At 69.8% G+C, this 18484-nt stretch carries 16 protein-coding genes; 6 read left to right on the top strand and 10 right to left on the bottom strand.

From position 1 onward, the window contains the following. The first annotated feature begins 159 nt into the window (after positions 1-159). Together ADL29_RS42340 and ADL29_RS03745 are read left to right on the top strand one after the other, a co-directional pair. Entirely contained in the window at positions 160-693 is a 534-nt protein-coding gene (locus ADL29_RS42340) for a M48 family metalloprotease (RefSeq protein ID WP_107094884.1), read from the top strand. A gap of 27 nt (positions 694-720) precedes the next feature. Beyond that, on the top strand, positions 721-1965 hold the full coding sequence (locus ADL29_RS03745; RefSeq protein ID WP_211274241.1) for an MAB_1171c family putative transporter: 1245 nt from the start codon (positions 721-723) through the stop codon (positions 1963-1965). A gap of 62 nt (positions 1966-2027) precedes the next feature. Here the strand turns inward: ADL29_RS03745 and ADL29_RS03740 are convergent, their stop codons facing one another. The 7 genes from ADL29_RS03740 to ADL29_RS03710 form a co-directional block, all read right to left on the bottom strand. Further along, on the bottom strand, positions 2028-3263 hold the full coding sequence (locus ADL29_RS03740) for a sensor histidine kinase (protein WP_053922331.1): 1236 nt from the start codon (positions 3261-3263) through the stop codon (positions 2028-2030). A 2-nt stretch (positions 3264-3265) separates the two neighbouring features. After that, on the bottom strand, positions 3266-3940 hold the full coding sequence (gene cseB, locus ADL29_RS03735) for a two-component system response regulator CseB (RefSeq protein ID WP_053922330.1): 675 nt from the start codon (positions 3938-3940) through the stop codon (positions 3266-3268). Between the two features lie 12 nt (positions 3941-3952). Next, positions 3953-4402, bottom strand: coding sequence for a hypothetical protein (locus ADL29_RS03730; RefSeq protein ID WP_157878372.1), 450 nt, complete (start codon positions 4400-4402; stop codon positions 3953-3955). 22 nt (positions 4403-4424) lie between these two features. Continuing rightward, complete coding sequence (locus ADL29_RS03725; protein ID WP_053922328.1) at positions 4425-4913, bottom strand: hypothetical protein; 489 nt, start codon at positions 4911-4913, stop codon at positions 4425-4427. Between the two features lie 444 nt (positions 4914-5357). Beyond that, on the bottom strand, positions 5358-7085 hold the full coding sequence (locus tag ADL29_RS03720) for an IclR family transcriptional regulator domain-containing protein (protein ID WP_157878371.1): 1728 nt from the start codon (positions 7083-7085) through the stop codon (positions 5358-5360). Positions 7086-7090: 5 nt separating this feature from the next. Next, positions 7091-7609 (bottom strand): RNA polymerase sigma factor, encoded by a 519-nt coding sequence (locus ADL29_RS03715; RefSeq protein ID WP_157878370.1) that lies wholly within the window; start codon positions 7607-7609, stop codon positions 7091-7093. Between the two features lie 984 nt (positions 7610-8593). Further along, on the bottom strand, positions 8594-9103 hold the full coding sequence (locus ADL29_RS03710; RefSeq protein ID WP_053922325.1) for a DinB family protein: 510 nt from the start codon (positions 9101-9103) through the stop codon (positions 8594-8596). A gap of 239 nt (positions 9104-9342) precedes the next feature. On the opposite strand from ADL29_RS03710, the gene ADL29_RS03705 reads away from it, so the two are divergent. Both ADL29_RS03705 and ADL29_RS03700 read left to right on the top strand, forming a co-directional pair. After that, positions 9343-9855, top strand: a complete 513-nt coding sequence (locus ADL29_RS03705; protein WP_053922324.1) for a winged helix-turn-helix domain-containing protein — start codon at positions 9343-9345, stop codon at positions 9853-9855. A gap of 53 nt (positions 9856-9908) precedes the next feature. Continuing rightward, complete coding sequence (locus ADL29_RS03700) at positions 9909-11183, top strand: MFS transporter (protein WP_211274245.1); 1275 nt, start codon at positions 9909-9911, stop codon at positions 11181-11183. A 234-nt stretch (positions 11184-11417) separates the two neighbouring features. On the opposite strand, the gene ADL29_RS03695 is transcribed toward ADL29_RS03700, so the two are convergent. Then, positions 11418-12695 carry a glycosyltransferase gene (locus ADL29_RS03695; RefSeq protein WP_157878369.1) on the bottom strand — a complete coding sequence of 426 codons (1278 nt, stop codon included), beginning with the start codon at positions 12693-12695 and terminating at the stop codon, positions 11418-11420. A gap of 493 nt (positions 12696-13188) precedes the next feature. Between ADL29_RS03695 and ADL29_RS40445 the strand changes: the two genes are divergently transcribed. Beyond that, the gene (locus ADL29_RS40445; RefSeq protein WP_342671134.1) at positions 13189-13494 is read left to right on the top strand and encodes a GNAT family N-acetyltransferase; all 306 of its coding nucleotides are present in this window, start codon (positions 13189-13191) and stop codon (positions 13492-13494) included. A 96-nt stretch (positions 13495-13590) separates the two neighbouring features. Continuing rightward, complete coding sequence (locus tag ADL29_RS03685; protein WP_053922320.1) at positions 13591-14817, top strand: cytochrome P450; 1227 nt, start codon at positions 13591-13593, stop codon at positions 14815-14817. Here the strand turns inward: ADL29_RS03685 and ADL29_RS43290 are convergent. Together ADL29_RS43290 and ADL29_RS03680 are read right to left on the bottom strand one after the other, a co-directional pair. Next, positions 14792-14950: a hypothetical protein gene (locus ADL29_RS43290; protein ID WP_157878368.1), complete on the bottom strand. Its 159-nt coding sequence runs from the start codon at positions 14948-14950 to the stop codon at positions 14792-14794. The two genes, ADL29_RS03685 and ADL29_RS43290, sit on opposite strands and share 26 nt — an antisense overlap. A 206-nt stretch (positions 14951-15156) precedes the next feature. Beyond that, entirely contained in the window at positions 15157-18309 is a 3153-nt protein-coding gene (locus tag ADL29_RS03680; protein WP_053922319.1) for an AfsR/SARP family transcriptional regulator, read from the bottom strand. Positions 18310-18484: the final 175 nt, after the last annotated feature.

Here is an 18484-nt window from a genome sequence, read left to right as displayed (position 1 = left end):
GATCACGTCACTCCCTGGCTCAAATGTGGCTCTTCGCTCTTCCGGTCCGAGGTTACGCTGCTGTGGCGGTCGAATGCGGCGAGTGGGATTCGATGAGGACAACGCCTTTCTCCAGACAGCATCCCGGAACACCCCATACTCCGGAAGCGCCCGGAACTCGTGACTGATCGTCACGGCATCAAGAGAACGCTGAGGCGGCTGCGCCGCAGCGCCAAAGGCTTACTGGCGCAGCTCGAACTGCCCGAATGCTGTGACATCGTGACGCTGTGCGAGCATCTGAGCCGCGAACGGGGCCGTGCGCTTCACCTGGTGCCGGTGGTCATGGGGTCGTCTCACCCATGCGGAATATGGGTGGCGATAGAGACGGCCGACATTGTCATCTTCGAAGCCAGCACCAGCAGACTGCACCAAGATCACATCATTGCCCATGAGCTCGCTCATATGCTCTGCAATCACAAGGGGACCGCGGAGCGGCTCGGCGCGTCCGGCCTCTTCTCCGTGTTCCCGCACCTCGATCCGCAGCGGGTGCGCGACGCACTCGGTCGCACCAGCTATTCGACCGAGGAAGAACAAGAAGCGGAAATCATGGCCTCCCTGCTGCTGGAGCGGGTAACTCGCCCTCCAGTGGAGAGCAGATGGGAAATTCCCTCGGCCGATGCGGAAGCCGTGGCCCGTATCGAGAAGTCGCTGTGACCCAAAAGAATCACGTCGAGGAGAAATGTGCTGGGATTGAAAAGTGTCGTGTTCCCGGCATGCTCCGCCATCTGCGTGCTGTCGTTCTTCTATAAACTGCTCGACCTGCGCAGGCGAAAATGGGACCCAGCGCTTTTCGCCCTCCTGGTGGCGTTCTTCTGCAAGGGCGTCTCCTTCGCCCTGTCCACTCCGGCAGTGTCGGCCCATGTCGATGCCTTCTTCGGTGTCCCCAACCTGGGTGCCCTGGGTATCCACGTGATGGGCGGGGTCCTCTCCAGCGCCGCCATCCTGATCACCATCGTCTACTGGGTCTACCCGGCAGCCCAGGCGATCCCCAAGGTACGGGTGCGGCTCCTCGGCGCCGTCTTGTGCGGAGCTCTCATGGTGACCCTCTGGTGGATCGGCAATGAGGGGGCCGGGGGAAGAACGCCGCACTATCTGCTGCAGAACGCTCACCACCCCGTTACGGCGTCCTATTTACTGGTGTACGTCGCGGCATTCGGTGCGAGCATGATAGAAATCATCCGCCTCTGTCGCCGGTACGGAAGAGTATCGGGTCGCACCTGGCTATGGCGCGGACTGTCCTTCACGACGATCGGTGCAACCGCCTGTCTCGTCTACTGTCTCAACCGGGCCTCGGTCGTCATCGCGGTGCAATTAAACGTTTCGCCGCTCGACTGGGAGGCTCTCACTCCCATAGCCAACGGCATCGGCATCACCTTCCTCGCGGCGGGGCTCACCATGCCGTCGTGGGGACCGAGTGTTTCCGGCGTACGACGCCGCGTGACAAATTTCCTTGCGTATCGGCAGATGCATCGTCTGTGGAGTGACCTCTGCGCCGCGAATCCCAGTATTGTACTGAGCCCCCAGGAAACCTCGGCGCTTTCCCGATTCATTCCGTACGACATCAACTACCGCCTCTACCGGCGTGTCATCGAGATCCAGGACGGACTCCTGGCACTGCGCCCCTACATGTATCCGACGGTCGCCGGCACCGGCCCCCCGTCACACGGGCAGGCAGACTTGCCAGGCATGCAGGGGGCTGCCGCTGAGGCGGCTCTGATCGTGGCGGCGCTCGAGGCCAAGGTGCGCAACGTCCAGCCACCCCAAGAACCCCTGTCCGTCAGCTCCTTCGTACCGTCAGATGTGGACTATGCCGGCGAAGTCTGCCGATTGGTCGGCATCGCCCGCGCCTATTCAGCCTTCGCGAAGCAGGGGAGTGGCGGACAGCAAGAAGGGCGACAAACGGGGGCCGCGGCGGTCCGTCGTTGAGTCGGCGCAGTTGAGCTGAGGGGTAGGGGCAGGGGCTCAACGACTCCAGCGCCACAACCCTGTCAGGCACGCCCCGGCACGGATGCCGGCAATCCGGGACCGAGGTCCAGCGTCGCCTGCGCCCCGCCCTCCGGCAGGTTCTCGTACGTCACCCGGGCGCCGAGCACCCGTGCCTGGCCGGCGACGATGGTCAGGCCCAGACCGATGCCTGCGCCGCGTTCGCGGGCCCCGGTGCGGAAACGTTGCGGGCCCTGGGACAGGAGTTCGGCGGGGAAACCGGGGCCGTGGTCGCGCACCCGTACCGAGGAGCCGCTGACCTCCAGTGTCAGGGGCGGGGCGCCGTGCCGTCCGGCATTGGTGACCAGGTTGGTCAGGATGCGTTCGACGCGGCGGGGGTCGGTCTCCACGACTGCTTCGTCGTCATCGCGGACCTCCACCACGGCGTCCCCGCCTGCCAGGGCGGCGGCCCGGTGTGCCAGGTCGCTCAGCCGTACCGCCTCGCGCTGCGCCTGCTCGACGCCCGGCACATCCAGCCGGGCCACCTCCAGGACGTCCTCCACCAGGCTGCGGAGCGTGTCCACGCCGCTGCTGACCAGCTCGGCCGGCCGGCCGGGCGGCAGCAGCCCGACGGCGGTCACCAGGCCGGCCACCGGGGTACGGAGTTCATGGGCGATGTCGGCGGTGACCCGTCGTTCGGCCTCCAGCCGGGCGCTCAGCGCGTCGGCCATGGTGTTGACGGCGGCGCCCAGCCGGGCGATCTCGTCCTTGCCCTTGGGCCGTACCCGGTCGGTCAGGTCGCCGTCCGCAATCCGCTGCGCGGTACGTACGGAGGCGGCGATACGACGCCCCACGCCGGCCGCCGCGACGATCCCCAGAACACAGCCGAGCGCGGTGACGGTCGCCCCCGAACCGAGCAGCACCCGGTCGAGGTCGGCGAGCGCGCGGGCCTGCGGGGCGTAGGAACGCCGGATCGCGATGATGTCGCGGCCGGTGCGGGTGGCGGCCCAGATCACCGGAGCCTTGGCGCCCGCGGCTTCCTCGAGGTAGGTGGCCCGTACCGGGCGGTGGGTGACGGTCTTGCGCAGGTCGGCCGGCAGGTCGGACGGATTGATCAGGGCGCCGCTGTCGACTCCGGAGGCGTACGCACTCACCGCCTCGACAAGCCGGGCGTCGACGGCGCGAGCGGCCTCCCGCCGCTGGTTGTCGGCGGTGCGCTGATGCACCAGGAGGCCGATGAGGGCGGCGACGATGGCCGCGGTGCCGGCGATGACCAGGGCGGTCTTGGTACGCAGTCCCATGGTCAGGGCGCGAGCTTGTAGCCGAAGCCGCGGACGGTCACGATGCGATCGCGGCCGATCTTGGCGCGCAGCCGCTGCACATGGACGTCCAGGACGCGGGAGTCGCCGTCCCAGCCGTAGTCCCACACCCGCTCCAGGAGGGTGGTGCGGGAGAGCGCCACCCCTGGCTGGGCGGCGAATTCCAGCACCAGTTTGCGTTCGGTGGGGGTGAGGTCGAGCAGCCGGCCCTCCCGGTGGACCTCCATGGAGGCGGTGTCGACCGTGAGGTCGCCGAAGCGCAGCGGCTCTTCCCCCGGCGGATCGGCACGGGCGAAGTCCGCGGCCCGGCGCAGCGCCGAGCGGATACGGGCGACGAGGACGGGGATGTCGTACGGCTTGGTGAGGTAGTCGTCGGCGCCCGCCTCGAGGCCGAGGACCACATCCACCGGGTCGCTGCGCGCGGAGATCATCAGCACCGGCATCCGGCTCTCCTCCCGGATCCGGCGCACCAGGCTGACCCCGTCGAGGCGGGGCAGCATCACGTCCACGACGGCGACATCGGGCGCCCGGCCGCGGAACTGCGCCAGCCCGGCGAGCCCGTCGGACGCCGTGCGCACCTGGTATCCGTAACGCTCCAGGGACAGCTGGGTGGCTTCCCGCAGCAGCGGGTCGTCCTCCACGAGCAGCACATCGGTCATTGCTGGCGGTTCCTAGGGCTCGGGGGTGGGCAGCCGGACGTTGCTCAGGTCCTCACCCGTGTCGGCGGGCGGGAGGTGGGCGGACCGTACGGTGGCGCGGGTGTAGTAGGAGACGTTCTCCTGGCGCTCCAGGCGGGAGAGTTCGACGGTGGCCGGGTAGCCGCGCTCGGGGCAATGGGGGATGCACCAGTTGCCGGTCAGCCGTCCGGTGGCGACGGCTTTCGGGCCGCCCCACGAGCGCCAGTGCAGTTCGAAGAGCGAGCTGAACTCGGTGAGGCCGAATGAGGTGGGGCGGCTCAACGGGTGGCCCATGGTGTCGGAGACATAGACCGGGCCGGAGACCTCGGTGGGGCGGGGAGCCGGCCCCTCGACGTGCGGTCGTTCGGGTCCGCCGCACCCGGTGGTGCCCACGGCCGTCAGCGCCAGCAGGAAGGCGGTGGCCGCGGCCATGGGCTTGTTCATCGTGAACCGGGAGTCTTTTCCGTCAGCTGGTGGCGAGCGGACGCTTGCCGTGCAGGTCCTCGACATCGTACGGGCCGGGCTTCCCCGCGAGCTTCAGGGTGAAGGAGGAGAAGACCTGCCTGCCGTGCACGTTCTTGGGGTCCGAGAGCGTGACGGTCGCCTTCAGCGGCTTGTCGAGGCAGGTGTCCAGGCACCAGCTCCCGGTGACCTTTCCGGTGCCCACCGCCTTCTTCGTGCCCCACTGCTTCCAGTGGACACTGCCGATCGAGGTGAACTCGGAGAGCACCAGATTCTTGGGGCTGCGCTCGGCGTGGCCCTTGTCCGCGTTCTCCTCGCCGTAGTGGTTGATGACGTAGGGGGTGCGCGCGGCGTGCGCCGTGTGGCGCGCGGTGGGCGTGGCATCCGCCGCCTGCGCGGTCGCGAAGACGCCGAGCACGGCGGCTCCGGCCGCCAGAGCGGCGGCTCCTACGACGGTCTTCTTGCGGCGGGTCGGGTGGGGGGTGCTGGCCATGGTTCTCGCTCCGGTTGGTGTGGATGTGTGGGTGTGTGGATGTGTGGGTGTGCGGGTGTGTGGACGCGCGGGTGTGTCGGTGTGTGGCTCTGCCGGTCCGCGGAACCGGGGATCTGTGTACCTGCGGATCCTGTGTACCTGCGGGTCCGTGGATCGGCCGGTGCGTAAGAAGCTATGAGCGACGGTTCTCGGTGGCCTGTCGGGCATGTAACAGACAGCCATCGGTGGCTGTTACACAACAGACATATGCCGGCCAGCACCTCCGCAAACGCAGGGTGTTGGTGGCTCGGACACGGCAGCACTGGCAGGCCACCGGTGTTCCCCACCACGCTGACCCGCGGCGGACCCGCGGCTGGCCTGCGGCTGGCCTGCGGCTGAGCGGCCGGCATGGCAATGGGCCCCGCTCCCTCCCGTCCCAGGTGCGCCCGGAACGGGAGGAGCTGCTCAGAGTTGGCTTGCGGGTATCCGGGGCAGAGCGTGGGCTGCCCAGGTGCTGGTGGTGTGGTCGGCTCCTTCCTCGGCCGGCGGGGGCCGGCGGCCGGCGGCAGCTTCGTCCGTCAGCAGGAGGGTCAGAAGCAGTCCTGCGGAGCGTTCGCTCAGAGCGCGGGCGGCGGGCAGCAGGCGGTGGCGCTGTCCGGCGGGCAGGGACAGGGCCACGCAGGCGGCCCGCCCGGGGATGCCGAGCGGAAAGGCGGCACAGACCTCGAGGTGGGAGTACTCCAGCAGATCGAACTGGGCCGCCTGGGGACCATGTCCGTCGAGGGCTTCGAAGAGGGCGCGCGGGTTGGTGATGGTGCGGTCGGTGAGCTTGACCGGCCGGTAACGGGCGAGATGGTTCATACGGCCGTCGAAGTCGAGTTGGGCCAGCAGGCTCTTGCCGACGGCGCTGGCGTGGGCCGCGTCGCGGAAGTCGACCCATTCCTTCACCGCAGGCGCCTCGGGCCCGTACGCGGACTGGAGGACCGTGACGTCACCATGGTGGTAGCCGCTGACATAGACGGCGGCGCCGATGTGGTCGCGCAGGCCGGTGAGGGTCTGCTGGAGGAGCTCGGCACGCTGTTCGGGGTGGCGGGTCATCTTCATGAGCGGGCCGGGGAAGTGGGCGCCGGCCACGGTGGAGACAAGGTGCTGGCCACGCAGCCAGTGCAGCAGCCAGGCAACTGCTGCGAGCGGAAGCCCGCTGCGGCGGGTCAGGGTACGGGTGCTGATCCCGTCGGCTGCGTCGACGAGATAGAGGACGTCCAGGGCTCTGGCAGCGGCCTTCCACTGCTCGGGGGTGTCTGTGCGCGCGGGAGTGCTGCGGGCCATGTCGGTCAGCATCGCCGGTCGCAACGCATTGGCAGACCACCAGGGCTCGTGCCCGTCCCTGCCGTCTGGTGGAGCGCTGGGTGTCAGCCTGGGCTGGTCAGGGGGGAGGGGCAGCAGCAGACCGTCACCAGGGCGTGCCGTGCCGGACACGGTGGTGAGCTGGGGGTGGTGGATCACGGGGGAGTCGGCCTCCGGCCCAGGCATCGCCCGCTGCAACCACAGTCCCGGGCCGCGAATCTGGTCCAGCCTGGGTGCGGGCACCCGGACGAGCCGGGGCAGCTCTGACGCCTCTTGTCCCCCGGTCCCGGTGTGTCGGGCCGGTTCGCAGACGTCGGCCCCGTCGGCACCTGCGAACAGTTGTCGCTCCCGGGACAGGCCCATCCCTTTGCGGACTTCGTCGAAGAACCGTGGATCCTCGATCACCGGGTATGCGGGTTGGCCGGTCACCATGCGGCCCGCCTGCGCCGTCAGCAGCGCGCGTGCGTCGCCGTGTCCGTGCCGGGCAGCCTCCGCGACGAGGAACCGCACGCTCTCACACCCGTGGCCCCCCGCACGCACGGTGAGGGCGGCCATCCGGAACAGTGCCCCGGGGTGCCCGGCCTCGGCGGCCGCGCCCAGCCAGTCGGCGGCCGGCAGCAGTTCGTCACGGCTCAGGGCCTTCGAACCCAGCCGGTACAGCGAGTTGGCGTGCGCCCGCTCCTCAACGGTCAGTGCATACACGGCGGTCAGGGGGCCGAAGTCCCCGCCCGGCCGGTCCCAGAAGTCAGGCGGGCCGGCCAGGTGGGCCAGCAGTTCCGCGAGCCCGGCCGGGACCACCGGCTCCGGGCACACCGCCCCGTCGCGGTGGTCGTCGTACCTGCTCACATCCGTCACCTGTCCCTCTCCCCGTGCTTCTTCTTCCGGTGCCCGTCCCGAATATGCCCAGCGAGATTGCGTCTTAGATGTGCAACCGCCTTGTTTCGCAGGTTGTGGAGACGATGCGCGGGTATGCCGAGCTCGGTCGCGATCTCCACATCGCTCCGCCCCCGGCTCTGCAGGGCCACCACCTGCCGCCGCAGGCTTGCCGGCATTTCCTCGATCGCCGGGATGACCAACTCCTGCAGAACGGCCCGGTCCTCATCCGCCAACGCCCGCGGATCCGGCACATGATCCGATGCATCGCCGCCCGTCAGCACCAGCTGTCTGCCCCGCTGCTGCTCGCGACACCGGTCGACGGCGAGATTGCGGGCCGCCAGCCGCAGGTACGCCATCACATTCGTATCCGGCGCCAGATCCCCGGCGGCCGCCTTCACCCCCACCTGCAGATAGGCCTCCTGCGCGACGTCCTGACACGCAGCCAGCGACAGCGACCGAAACGCCCGCCGCAGCGCGTAAGGCTGCGCCTCCATGAAGGCCGGGTAGCAGCCCAGTAGCCGCTGCGCCACGTCCCCGCCCCCTGCGACCGCCTCCCCGGACAGACCGTCGTCTACCACGGGCCCGGCTCCTCACCTGCCGTCGCGCAGCTCCCGGCGGGGCCGGCGACGACCGCGACGCGCACCGTGACCGGTACCTCTGCCACTTCCGCCACTGCCGCCACCTCCGCCGCGACATCCACCCGCACGGTCGGAACGCCGGCAACACACCGGCAACGGCACTCGCAGTCCCGCGGTCCCTCGGCCGCTCGGGACCGACGGGCCTTCCCTCCGACAGGGCCGCGGTCCCCATACAGGTGTCGTACCAGGGCGCCCAGCGCGTGCACCGCGCTCACGGCGGCCGGGAGGTGTTCGGTCCACTCCAAGGACGGCGTCATGTAAGTGGCTCTCCATCTATCGGACACGGACGCGGTGCGCGTCCTCGCCCCCCTGACGAATCCTGAGGCGCACTTCTCCCCCCACCGTCCCCACGTTCACCCGGGTGGGTGAATCCTCGCCGCGTCGCGTTCTCGCACGGGCCATGGCGGGCCGACCAGGCAATGGTCCACCAGGCAATGGCTTGGCCTTCCAGGCAATGGCACTTCAGACCACGGAACTTCAGGCCACGGAACTTCAGAGGAGGGCACTCCGGACGACAGGTCTCCGAGCACAGCGGCGAGCCGAACCTGCACCGTGCTGTGAGGTCCCCCTACAACCTAGGCACCTACCGGCGTGCGGGGGAGGGACGGGCAACACCGGCTTGGGAGTTGGCCGCAGTGGCGGTTCAGGTGCTGATGGGAGGCGCGTCGGTCTCGGCCGAGCCGAAGTCAGCAGTACGCCGACTGCCACTCCACTGCCGGTTGCCACAGATGAGGCCGAGGCGACACTGGTTTCTCACACCGGCGTTGGACTCCCGTCTTCCAGGTGCGCCACCACTTCTCTCGAAGCGGTCAGCATTTGGGGGGAGGAGGCCGTGCGGACTCAGGCGCCCACGGTCCCATCGACGCCCTCACGCAGAAAGTCCGCGTGACCGTTGTGGCGGCCGTACTCCAGCAGCACATGCACCATCACCATGCGCAGCGATACCTGCTCGCCCCATCTGGGCTGATATCCGGCCAAGTCCAGGGATTCAGCCTCCCGTTCGATGCGGCGCGACCTCTCTACCTCGTTCTCCCAGGCTGCGAACGCCTCGTCCCTGGTCGAAGCGCCGGCGTCGTACGCCGCCTGGAAGTCGATCTTGTCGGACCAGACCATGGGCGCATCGTTGTCCTCGAACACGCGACGGAACCAGGCACGCTCCACCTCTGCCATGTGCCGCACCAGGCCGAGCAGCGAGAGCGTCGACGGCGGCATCGACTGTTGCCGCAGCTCCTCGTCGGTAAGCCCTTCGCACTTCATGGCGAGGGTCGCACGGTGGTAGTCGAGGAAGGCCCGCAACATCTCGCGTTCGCTGCCAAAGCTGGGCGGTCCTATGCGATTGTCGTCGGCCACTGGTCGCGCTCCTCGTCCGTGCCTGCGTGGAGGGCCAGTATCCACCTCACCCACCGTCCCCGGACGAGGACCGTACGCCGCGGACCTCAGACCTCACTGTCACCATTGGGTCCAGCCACGGCAAGGATCGGCAAAGAGGCAAGCACCGCGCCCGCATGGCAACCACTCCTTCGCGAACAAGCGTTTGTTAAGGGTTGTTGGCGTTCTAGGATGCCCAACGTGACTGATTCGAGGGAGAGTTGGCACGTCGGGACACGGAGAGGGGTGCCGCCGTCCTGGATGCGAAGGGGCTGCGTGCCTTGGCGCACCCAGTGCGTGGGCAGCTGGTCGGGCTGCTGCGGAAGTACGGCCCGTCGACGGCCACCCGGCTCGCCGGGCGGCTGGGTGTCAATCCCGGTACGGCCAGCTACCATCTGCGCCAGCTGGGTGCGGCAGGTTTCGTCGAGGAGGATGCGGAGCGCGCCAACGCTCGGGAGCGTTGGTGGCGTTCGGTCCACCAGTCAACGTGCTTCAACGACCCCGACCTGGCCGCGCGGGAACCTGAGGCCGCGCCGGAGGCTGCGGCTCTTCGCGAGGAGCTGAGGGCAGTCGTCACCCGCTACCGGCGGGTCACGCCCGGGGAAGCAGCCGAGGCTCCCGAAGGCGCCGAACGGGTCTCTGCCATCACGCACATCCTGCCCGAGCTGCGGGCACTCTCCGTGTCTTCGGGCCATGCCGGCCCTGGCGAAGTGACAGGATCGGAGACGTCGTGACGGAAGACATCGCGGGCGCCGGCGAGGTATCCGACAGGCGGACCTTACGGCCGATGATCGGCTTACTCGCGGCGATGGCCGTGTCGTTGACCGGCACCCGGATCTCGGCCATCGCCCTACCCTGGTTCGTGCTCGCCACCACCGGCAGCGCCACCCAGACCGGACTGGTGGCCTTCTGCGAGATGGCCCCCTACGTCATGGTCAAGGCACTCACCGGGCCACTGGTGGACCGGGTCGGCCCCCGGGCCATCTCCTGGTCCACCGACCTTGCCAGCGCGACCGCCGCCGGTACGGTTCCCCTCCTCCACGCCCTGGACGTGTTGTCCCTGCCGCTGCTGCTGGCGCTGGTCGCATTGATCGGTGCGGTACGTGGCCCCGGTGACCTGGCCAAGGAAATCATGGTCCCGGAGGCGGCCGAGCGCAGCCGGGTACCGCTGGAGCGAGCCACCGGTCTGTCCGGCATGACCGAGCGGCTCGCCTCCGCCATCGGTCCTGCTGTCGGCGGTTCCATGGTGGCGCTCCTCGGCCCCCTGACGGGCCTTGTCCTCAACGCCGGATGCTTCGCGCTCGGATCGGTGATCATCGCGTTGACGCTGCCCCGCGGTATGGGACGGGCAGCCGAGGAAGCCCCGTCGCCACACGACGGGCCGGAGCCGGGCTACTGGCGGCGGTTCGGCGAAGGTTTCACGTTCCTGCGCAGCGAGCCGCTGCTCCTCACCATCATCGTCATGGTCGGGATCACCAACCTGCTGGAGGCGGCGTTCACCACGGTGCTCGTGCCTGTGTGGGCCAAAGAGTCCGGCAACGGGCCTGCCGTCATCGGCGTGAACAGCAGTGTGGGGGGAGTTGCGGCGATCGCCGGGAGCCTGGTGGCTGCGGGGGTCGCGCACAGAATGCGGAGACGGCTGGTGTTCTTCAGCGGGTTCCTGCTCGCCGGGGCCCCGAGGTTCCTGATCCTGGCCTCCCACGCGCCGATGTGGGCGGTGGTTGCCGTGTTCGCCATCAGCGGGTTCGGGGCGGGTTTCCTCAACCCGATCCTGGGAGCGGTCTCCTTCGAGCGGGTGCCCCGTCGGCTGCTGGGGCGGGTCAACGCGCTGGGCGACTCGCTGGCCTGGGCTGGTATCCCCCTCGGCGGACTGATCGCCGGCGCGGCGGTGGCCTCCTTCGGGCTCGTGCCCGTGCTGCTGGCCGGCGGGGCCGCGTACTTCCTCACGACGAACCTTGCCGGACTGCGGCCGGAGTGGCGGGAGATGGACCGCTTGCGCAGTGGCCGGGAACAGCGCCTTGGGGCAGGTGACCGGGTGGCCGGCAGCGACCTCACCACCTGACCGACCGCGACTGGCAGGGACAACGAAAGCTGTCTGTTCCCTCCTGCCCCTACATTCATGTCCTCCACGCCCATGGCGCTGTGACGTCGTGCCGAGCCGTGCGTAAGCCGACTGAAGGCTCGCCCGGCGACGTGACGCCCTGACGACACGGTGCCGCGCAGCCGGGGAGGAGACCCGAAGCCGCCCTACGAACCCGAAGCCCGTGTACCGAACCGGGGCGCACATAGCCAGCCTCTAGAAGGACTTCACAACGGCTTCCAGCACCTCGACGGCATTGCCCACTCCGTCCCGGTCGGCGGTACGGAGTGCGAGCTGCTCAGCGCGTTGGGCCAATTCGCGGTCGTTGACCGCGCGGAGCAGCGCCTCGGCCAGGCGGCCCGCGGTGAGGCGGTACTGGGCCAAAGGTGCCGGCGCGACACCGAGGGCGTGCATGCTCCGGCCCCAGAACGGCTGGTCGAAGGTGAAAGGGCAGATGACTTGGGGGCGGCCCGCTCTCAGGGCTGTTGCGGTGGTGCCGGCGCTGCCGTGGTGGACGATGGCAGCCATGTGAGGGAAGAGCTTGTCATGCGGAATCTGGTCGATGAAGAAGACGTTTTCGGTGTCTGGGCCGTGTTCCCCTTCGGGGGTGAGAACGCGGCCCCAGCCGGTGGAGATGACGGCGCGGACTCTTGCCTGGCGTACGGCCGCGAGAATGGCTTTGCTTTTGTGGGCAGGCCTGCTGACGGTCGCGCTCCCGAATCCGATGTAGACCGGTCTGGGGCCCGCGTCGAGGAAGGCGCGGAGGCGCGTGGGCAGGTGCCATTCGCCGGAAGTCGGCAGGTGCCAGAAGCCTGTGGTGTGCGTGGTGGGGGGATAGCGGGGAGTGCCGGGCAGTACGCAGGGGTCGAATGCCTGCAGTACGGTGGCGGGCGTTCCGTCGGGCCGGGAGAGAATGCTGCGCTTGCTCCCGCGAGGTGACAACCCCAGCGATTCCCGTCGCAGACGCGACACCGCCGAGCCGTACAGCAGGCGAACGGGCAGTTCGGCGAGGGCGTAGGAGGCCCGGCTCATCGAAGAGGGCAGCCCCCCGGACGCCAGCGGATTGACGAAGTCGGGTGTGGGAACCCATCCGGGCTGGAAACACACCGGCACAGCAGGCACGTTCAGCCACTCGGCGAAGTGATGCGCCGGCACCCAGGGCGCGAACACCACGACATCCGGGCGGGGCTGCCCTTTGACCTTGGTCATCAGGTCGTCCAGGACCTTTCGGCAGTGCGGCCGGTGGCGCGTGAACCACCGCACCCCGCGCACCACGCCCCGAAGCCCGCGACGGTCCTCATTGGCCCTGATCACCACAGGATCGGCGCGGAGTTCCAGCGGCCCGTCCACCAGCGGAACGTAGGGCACCCCGGCCGGGCCGGCCAACTCCGCGAAAGCACACGGCCCGATCAACGTCGCTTCGTGCCCGGCCCCCATCAGACCGCGGGCCAGCGCCACAAACGGCTGGACGTCGCCCCGTGATCCATGGGTCACCAGCAAAACCTTCACCACAGCACCCCTCTTCCCGAACCGGCCGATCAGCCAGGGCCCGGCCACGCCGAGCCGTCTGCAGCGCCAGGCAACGGCACGGCGGCTGCCGCGCCACCGCCGCACTGCGCAGACCGCATGAACGCTCCCGGGCCGCAAACGGATGTCACCGGGTCAACGACGCCGCGTCCCGCATGTGACGCCCCGGCTCTTTCGTACGGACGCGTTCCGCGGTCCGCCCTTGCGCAGGCTGCTCCTCGGGTCACTGGAGTCGCGGGTGGTGTGCTCAAGGCCATCCGGCATGAGGTGGAAGGCGCTCGCCCGATGAATAGCGGGCGTTCGGTCCTGCGGCCTGGCAGGATCAGGACATGCCGGAAGATCCCTTGCTGGTCAGGGTTCAGGGCGTGTGGGAGGAACTGGCGTCCGCGCCGGTTTCCTTCGGTGCCCTGGGTGATGTCGACGTCGTGGCCTCTCCCGAGTCGAGGATCTGTCCGCCCGGATGGGCGGGCATCGTGCTCCTGGGCGGGGCTCTTCTCCCGCGTTCGTTGCCCGGGCGTACGGGAAAGTGGTCGCTGCCGCTGGCTATCGCGCGTGGCCGAGCCGGACGGCGCACCTGAGCGTGCTGACCGCAACGGCTTGGCGTGGCAAGGGGCTTGCGCGCGCGACCGGGTCCGCCGCGGTGCGGCATGCGCTCGAGCGGAACCTGCTGCCGCAGTGGCGGGCCCGGATCCCGGCTTCCAGGAGGGTGGCAGCAGGACTCGGGTTCAGCGAGCTCGGCTTCCAGCTCAGCGTCGAGCTCGCCTGATCGCCGCTCCGGCATGGTCGGTGTCAGAGCCGTGTCAGTCGTATGTCAGGCCCGTCGGTGATGGTGGCTGCAACAACCGCCACGAAAGGAAAACCGATGAGTGACACGGTTCCCGTCCCGCACGGCCTCCCCATGGAGCGCGATGCGGGCCCCTTCGACCCGCCCAGCCAGATCACCCGGCTGCGCGAGGCTCGCCCGGTCAGTCCCATGGTCTTCCCCGACGGTCACGCGGGCTGGCTCGTCACCGGCTACGACGCGGTCCGTCAGCTCATGGCCGACACCCGGTTCAGCTCGCGCCAGGACATCGGCGTCCTCCACCTGCCGTACGAGACCCCCGGCATGCCCGTCTTCACCGAACCGTCCCCGCAGGTACCGGGCTTGTTCGTCGCCATGGACCCGCCGGACCACACCCGGCTGCGACGCAAGCTCACCGGCGCCTTCACCGTCAAGCGCATGAAAATGCTCGAGGAGCACATCAGCGACATCGTCGAGCGGCAGCTGGACGAGATGGCCCGCCTCGCCCCGCCGATCGACCTGGTCAAGGAGTTCGCGCTGCCGGTGCCCTCGCTGGTGATCTGCGAACTGCTCGGTGTCCCCTACGAGGACCGGGAGACCTTCCAGGTCAACTCCGCCAAGATCATGGTCAAGGACCAGTCGTTCGAAGAGAAGATGGCCGCCTACGGCGCAATAAGCACCTACCTCGCCGAACTGGTCACCCGCAAACGCGCCGAGCCCGGCGAGGACATCCTGTCCGACCTGGCCCGCGATGACGACCTCAGCATCGAGGAGCTGACCGGCATCGCCTTCCTGCTGCTGCTCGCCGGCCACGAGACCACGGCCAACATGCTGGCACTGGGCACCTTCGCGTTCCTGGAGCACCCCGATCAGCTCGCCGAACTGCGCGCCAACCCGGATCTGCTCCCCGACGCCGTCGAAGAACTCATGCGCTACCTGTCCATCGCCGACATCTTCTACCGCTACGCCGCGGAGGACCTCGAACTCGGCGGCGAGACAATCCGCAAGGGATCGACCGTAGTCGTCTCCCTGCTGGCCGCCAACCGCGACCCCCAGCGGTTCGACAACCCCGACACCCTGGACGTCCACCGCAAGGCCCGCGGCCACACGTCCTTCGGCCACGGCATCCATCAATGCCTCGGCCAGCAACTGGCCCGCATCGAGATGCGTGCCGGTTTCGACGGACTGCTGCGTCGCTTCCCGACCCTCCAGCTCGCGATCCCCGCAGGCGAGGTGAAACTCAGGACCGACATGAACATCTACGGCGTCCACGAACTGCCGGTCACCTGGACGGAAACAGCCCGGTAAAAGTGGGGCTGGACGCGTAGACGGCGACGACCGCGAACACGGCGACGACCGCGACGACCGCGACGACCGCGACGATCGCGAAGACCGCGGAGTTCGCCGAGGCGGCGGGCATGGCCACCGTGCCGCTGATCACGCCGCCGTTCCTGAGCAGCGAATTGGTGCCCGCCGGCACGGGGGACCGGCGGGCGGCAGTTCGCGGAGTACCAGCCCTTCACCCGATCATCGAGGCGCTGCACGGGCTGCTGGCGGGCGGGGCGCCCCGTCGACCGGCGACGCGGTCGCGGCCGTCGTCCGGTGCGTCGGGTTCGCCTCCCGGGTACGTGTGGGCGGTCCCCACGCTCAGGACGCGAGCGTGACCTCGACCAGCTGAGACCAGCTGGTTCGCGTGCCCTCCCGAGCCGCCTCGGCGAACCGCGTGTCGCCGAGGCACCGGCGCGCGGTCTGCTCGATCCGAGCCGCGTCCGGGTGGGAGCGGTCCTGCAGCCCGCGCACGTCCGCGCTCGCCGCCAGCAGCCGTGCGGCCTGCTCGTGCTCGTCGCGGCGCAGTGCCTGGTCCGCGACCCCGACGAGCACCTGCGCGATCAGCGGCGCGTGGCCCGCCTCGGACGCGGCCGCGCAGGCCGCCGCGCGGTGCGCCCGAGCCTCGCCGAGATCGTCGGCGAGGTAGCCGAGCAGGTCGTGTGTCACCGCGCGGATGATCGCGCGCTCCGCTTCGTCGCCCAATATGGCCGTCGCGACGCCGAGTTGGCGGTGCGCTTCCTCGGCGTTGCCGCCCCAGCGGGCGAGTGCCGCCTTCGAGAGGGCCAGCAGGGCCAGCGCGCCCGGCCAGGTGACCCGCTCCGCGCACCGCTGTGCCTCGGCGGTGGCGGCCGCGCAGGCGTCCTCGTCGCCCAGCAGCCAGTACAGCTGCGCCTGCCGCGACCGCATGCGGATGACGTCCTCGGTGGCACCGACCTCGGTGACGACCGCGATCGCCTCTTCGTAGTGCTCGCACGCACGGGCGAACTCGCCGCGCACGGCGATCCGGTCCGCCAGCTCGCTCAGGGCGAACGAGATCCCGAACCGCTCGCCGAGCGCCCGGAACTCGGCGAGCGCCCTCTCCAGGTACACGTCCGCGTCCCGCCCGCCCTGGCCGAGCACGATCCGCATCTTGCCCAGGTGCAGCCGGGCCAGTGCGCGCGCCCAGGGGTCCTCGTCGTCCAGCAGCGGTTCGAACGCGGGCAGGACCGCTTCCGGCGCCTGCAGCATGCGTTCCAGCGGGGCGACGAACCCCATCAGCGGGTGGCGGCGCCGGCTGTGCAGGCTGCGCTGGCCGAACCGGTGCGCCTTGTGGATCCACTCCGCCGCCTGGCGTTCGTCGCCCGGCCCGGAGGTCACGAACATCACGACCAGGGCGTACACCGTGGCCCGGAAGTCGTCGGTCACCTCGCCGGGCGTCCTGGTGGCCGCGGTGATCAGCTCCATGCCCTCGGTTTTGTGGCCGCTGAGCCACCAGTACCAGCCGGCGCCCGCCGCGAGCCGCATCGCCGCCTGCGCCTCGCCGGCCGCGAGCGCGCCACGCATCGCGGAACCGATGTTGTCGTGCTCGGCCCCGAGCAGGGCCAGCCATTCCAGCTGCTCGGCGCGGCGAAGACGTGGCTCCGCGGTCTCGGCGAGCTCGGTGAAGTAGGCGAGATGCGCGTGGCGCGCCAGGTCCGATTCGCCCGCCTCTGCGAGCCGGTGCCCGGCGTACTCCTTGATCGTGCCGAGCATGCGGTAGCGCGGGGCGCTGTCGCCCTCGGCGCGCAGCAGCGACTTCTCGGTCAGCGCGGTGAGCAGCTCGAGCACCTGCTCCCTTTCGACGGCGCCGCCTGCGCAGACCCGTTCGGCCGCTTCCAGGCTCGCCCCGCCGGAGAACACCGAGAGCCTGCGCAGGACCATCCGTTCGGCGTCGGTGAGCAGCTCCCAGCTCCAGTCGACCACCGCGCGCAGCGTCTTGTGCCGCGGCAGCGCGGTGCGGCTGCCGCTGGTCAGCAGGCGGAACCGGTCGTCGAGCCGGTGGGCCAGCTGGTCGATGGACATGGTGCGCAACCGGGCCGCGGCCAGCTCGATCGCCAGCGGCATCCCGTCCAGCGCCCGGCAGACGCGCACCATCGTCGCCAGCGTCCGGGCGTCGACCGCGAGATCCCGGCGCACCGCCCCGGCCCGGTCCCGCAGCAGCTGGACGGCGGGTGACGACTCGATCTCGCCCGGGCCCGCGTCCCCCTCCGGCAGAGCCAGCGGCTCGATCTGCCACAGCGCCTCCCCGGTGATGCCGAGCGGTTCCCGGCTCGTCGCCAGGATCCGCAGCCGCCGGCACTCCCCGAGCACCCGGTGGGCGAACACCGCCGCCGACTCGATCACGTGCTCGCAGTTGTCCAGGATCAGCAGTGCCTCCCGCTCGCGGATCGCGGCGATGAGCCGGTCTGTCAGCTCCGCGTTCGGGGCCCCGCCGAGCAGGGCGTCCCGCAGACCGAGCCCGGCGAGCGCCGACTGGGCCACGTCGCCGTCCGCGCCGATGGCGGCGAGCTCCACCAGCCAGGCACCGTCCGGCAGATCGCCGAGCACCGTGCGCGCGGTCTCCGTGGCCAGCCTGGTCTTCCCCGAGCCGCCCGGCCCGATCACGGTGGTGAGCCGGTGCTCCGCCATCAGCTCGCGGACCGCGGCGACATCGGAGCCCCTGCCGACGAAGGTGGTCAGCTCGGCGCGCAGGTTGGTCTTCCGGGTCTTCTCACGCCGCCCCAACTCGCCTCGCAGCAGCGCCACATGCAACGCCGCCAGCTCCGGCGACGGGTCGACGCCCAGCTCACCGGCCAGGGCCTCCCTCGTGCGCTGGTACACCAGCAGCGCCTCACTGTCGCGACCGGCCGCGGCGAGGGCGCGTATCAGCGCGGCGACGAGCCGTTCCCGCAGCGGGTGCACAGCCACCAGGTCGGTCAGCTCCGTGACCACCTCCGTACCGCGCCCGAGGGCGACCTCCGCGTCGAACCGCTCCTCCGTGGCGGTCAGGCGCAAACCCTCGAGCCGGATGCCCGCGGCGTCCAACGCGGCGCTCTCCTGCAGACCGACGTCCTGCATGGCCGCACCGCGCCACAGCTCGAGGGCCTCGCGCAGCAGCCGCACCCGCCGGGAACTGTCCTCGGTGCAGGCCTGGCCCGCTGTGACGAGGCGTTCGAACCGTACGGCGTCGACGGCGTCGGGCTCCAGCGTCAACCGGTAGCCGTCCGTCTGTCCCTCGACCACCCCGTCCGGCAGCGTCTTCCGCAGTCGGGAAACCAGGCGCTGCAGGGCGTTCGTCGCATCGGCGGGCGGGTGCTCCCCCCAGATCCAGTCGACGAGCGACGCCTTGGGGGCCACGTGACCCGGCTTGAGCGCGAGGGCGATCAGCAGTCCGCGCAGCCGCGCGCCCGGCACGTCGGTCAAGTCGCCGTCGTCCCTGCGAACCTCCAACGGGCCCAGCATCCCGATCTTCACCCGCTGATTCTGCCATGGGAGTTGGGCAGGCATCTTCGGATCAATGCGCCTCAACGCGCCTCGCCGGCCGATAGCTGTGCACCGAGCTCGAAGCCGTACGCGACGGGGGCGGATCGCCGGCGTCAGTCCCACACCTACCGGCGCACCTTCAGCTGACAGCCGCCCACACTCCCGT

This window comes from Streptomyces chattanoogensis (assembly GCF_001294335.1).
GTDB lineage: Bacteria > Actinomycetota > Actinomycetes > Streptomycetales > Streptomycetaceae > Streptomyces > Streptomyces chattanoogensis.
The sequence above is the reverse complement of the archived record's forward strand: the minus strand, read 5'-3'. Positions and strand labels throughout refer to the sequence as shown.